The organism is Cobetia sp. (assembly GCF_983723665.1).
This window is the reverse complement of record NZ_CFDJES010000100.1, coordinates 1-3,035: the sequence shown is the minus strand read 5'-3', so window position 1 is coordinate 3,035 and position 3,035 is coordinate 1. Positions and strand designations below refer to the sequence as shown.

The following is a 3,035-nucleotide window of genomic DNA, read 5'->3' as shown; positions in this document are numbered from 1 at the left end:
CTGTATTGAAGAGCACTGTATTGAAGAGCACCGTAACGAAAAGCCCCCGCCGATTGGCGGGGGCTTTTTCATTAAAGGACAACTCACGACAGGCTAGCCGTCGCTGCCCTTCTCGTAGCGATCCAGCGCTTCGGCGGCCAGGTGCCGGCCCAGCTTGATCAGGCCTGCGGCGCGGTGAAATTCATAGGCGCCACACACCGTCTTGGGAATCTCGACCAGGATATCCGGTGGATAGCCGGCGATCTTGTACTTGGCCAGCGTTGCCTGGGTGATATCGAAGGAGCGCATCATCATGTCCAGCTTGCCCCAGGCAAGCTCCGGCGCGTTATCATCGACCCGCTCAGGCTCAGCTGCGGACGGCGGCTGCTTGCCCTGGGTGACAGCGCCAGTCTCTGCCTGCGGCTCTGCCAACGCTTCTTCTCCCAGCGCTGGCTCGGCATCGCTGCTTTTCAGTGCCTCGAACTTCAGGCGCGAGGCATCGCCCGGCGGCAGCGGGACGCCGCCGACCGGACTGGCAAATGCCATGCCCTGCTGGTCCTCCAGCGCCTGCTCCTTCTCGGCAGAAAAGATGCGCTCGGCACCGCGACGCACTCCCCGCAGCCAGTCACTGAAACCACCGCCGCGCGCTTCCAGGGCGGCTTCGCGCGCCTCTTCCTCGGCGGCATCGGCCGGCGGCAGCATCTGCTCCAGTGTCTGGTTGCGCGGCGAATGCGCCGTGGCGTTGACCGCCAGCACCAGGTCAACGTGGGCGGCGACCAGCGGCGTGATCGGCAAGGGATTCATCAGGCCGCCATCCACCAGCACCTTGCGGTCGCGTTGCACCGGCGTGATCACCCCGGGCACCGCGATGGAGGCCCGAATCGCCTCGAGCAGATTGCCGCTCTGGAACCAGACCTCCTTCTGGGCGATCAGGTCGGTGGCGACGGTGGTGACCGCAATCGGCAGATCCTCGATGCGCGTGTCGCCGATCAGGGCTTCCAGCTCATCCATGATGCGGCGCGCGCGGATGGCGCCCATCGGGCTCCAGGTGACATCCACCAGCCGCAGCACGTCGAAGTAATCCAGCTCACAGACCCAGTCGCGATAGGCATCCAGCTTGCCGGCGGCATGGATACCCCCGACCAGTGCGCCCATCGAGCAGCCCGAAATGGCGCGAATGTCGTAACCGCGCGCCAGCACTTCCTCGATGACGCCGATATGGGCATAGCCTCGGGCCCCGCCACTCCCCAGTGCCAGGGCGATGGTCTTGCGCTTGGCCATGGCATGTCTCCCGCTGCAGATGATGAAAGATGAACGGACGCGGCACGCGGTGCATCGCTCAGTGCGAGCTGATCCACTCGACGATGGCATCGGCGACCGCCGCCACATGGGGCGGCTCCAGATGCAGGTGGTGGCCACCCGGCAAGACGCGACGCTCGAGCCTCTTCACGGCATCGCGCGCCTGCTGTGCCTCGTGCCTTATGGTCAGGATACCCTGCTCGCCCTCGATCAGCAGTACCGGTTGGGTCAACGCCGCCAATAACGCCAGCACCTGCTCCGGGGTGTAGCGCATCAGTGAAGGCCGCAGCAGGCGACGGTCACTTCTCAGCCGCAGGCCACCGTCTTCCAGCACCTCGAGGTTGCGCTCGACGATCGGCCGCGCCGTGTCGGCATCGATCGGCGTGACACCTCCCGCGACCCGCGCCGCCACGGCGTCCTCGACATGACGATAATGGGCACGTCGCGTGGCGGCGCGTCTGACCGGCTGCGCGTGGCGTGCCAGCAATCCGCGGCGCAGCTGATCGACCACCTCCGAGGCTGGCGTGGCAAGTGCGCCGATGCCATCGATCAGCACCAGTCGCGCGATATATTCCGGCAGCGCCGCAGCCACCTGCCCCGACACCGCCGCCCCCAGCGAGTGCGCCATCACCGTGACCGGCGCGCGCGGCAGCCCCTCGTCATACAGGCCTTCCAGTGCCTCGATCACATCGTGGCAGTAATCCCACACCGCATAATCACCGTGCTCACCCAGCGGACTCGAGAGACCGTGACCGACCATGTCGATGGCGATGAGACGAATGCCGAGCCGTTCACACAACAGCGGCGCCAGGCGGCTGAAGCTGGCGGCATTGTCGAGCCAGCCATGCAGCGCCAGCCACGTCGGTGCCTGCTCGGCGTGCTCGGCAGGCGCCCACTCCAGGGCCGCCAGCTCTCCGCCCGTGCGCCGTGGGAAGCGACGCTCACGCAGCGTAACGTTGGCGTTCAGGGGAGCCTCTGCGATGTCCTGAATGGATTGATCAGTACTCATGATTGCCTCCCGGCCAGCAGGCCTGGCGGCAGTACATCCGGCGGCGCGAGGTCGGCGATGGCCGCCAGCAGCGCGGCGCGCGTCTCCTGTGGGTATTCAAAGGGGTACATATGTCCTCCCCGGACATGCTCCACCGTCAGCCCGGCGCGGCGCAGGCGTGCCTGGCGCGCCGGCGTGAGCAGATCAGACTGGGCGCCGGCCAGAATCCTGACCGGCACCGCCAGCTTCGCCGGCGAGCCTGACAGGTGATCGCTGAGGTGACGGAAGATCTCGACCTCGTGACGGGTATCGAAGCTCAATGACAGGCTGCCATCCGCGTGACGATGGGTGGCTTTGTCGACGTAGTCGTCCAGCGCCTCTGGCGTGAAATTGGCGAACAGCGAACGACGGCGCAGGTAATCCTGCATGGCCTGACGGGAGTCCCAGCGCGCGCGACGCCCGCGAGTGCGGCCTGCCGGCGTGACACGATCAATGAAGCCGAAGCGCTTGGCGACCTTCATGCCCAGCGCATCACGGCCCAGCATCAACGGCGGGTCGAGCAGCACGAGGCAGTGGAAGCGTTCCGGCTGCTTGAGCGCCGCCATGTAATTGACGATGCCTCCCAGCGAATGCCCGACTCCGATCACCTTGCGCCCGGTGCCGTCCGCCGCGGGCAACGGCCCCAGCGCGGCGTCCAGACACGCCAGCCACTCATCACGCAGCGAGATCAGATTGTTGCCGACCGGATAGGCAGGGTCGTGCGCCAGTC

Annotated in this window: 3 protein-coding genes; all 3 read right to left on the bottom strand. The window is 66.4% G+C overall.

Annotation, left to right across the window (positions count from 1 at the left end; translation table 11 throughout):
* Positions 1-93: 93 nt before the first annotated feature.
* On the bottom strand, positions 94-1,260 hold the full coding sequence (locus AC4FAH_RS10525) for a patatin-like phospholipase family protein (protein ID WP_153635322.1): 1,167 nt from the start codon (positions 1,258-1,260) through the stop codon (positions 94-96).
* Positions 1,261-1,318: 58 nt separating this feature from the next.
* Positions 1,319-2,287: an alpha/beta fold hydrolase gene (locus AC4FAH_RS10520; protein WP_490246000.1), complete on the bottom strand. Its 969-nt coding sequence runs from the start codon at positions 2,285-2,287 to the stop codon at positions 1,319-1,321.
* Positions 2,284-3,035: alpha/beta fold hydrolase (locus tag AC4FAH_RS10515; RefSeq protein WP_490245999.1), on the bottom strand; the 752-nt coding region annotated here is incomplete at its 5' end. The genes AC4FAH_RS10520 and AC4FAH_RS10515, both read right to left, overlap by 4 nt.

What these genes read in the sequence shown, in the direction of transcription:
- AC4FAH_RS10525 (WP_153635322.1), bottom strand. Translation starts at nt 1,260, where the DNA reads ATGGCCAAGCGCAAGACCATCGCCCTGGCACTGGGGAGTGGCGGGGCC.
- AC4FAH_RS10520 (WP_490246000.1), bottom strand. Translation starts at nt 2,287, where the DNA reads ATGAGTACTGATCAATCCATTCAGGACATCGCAGAGGCTCCCCTGAAC.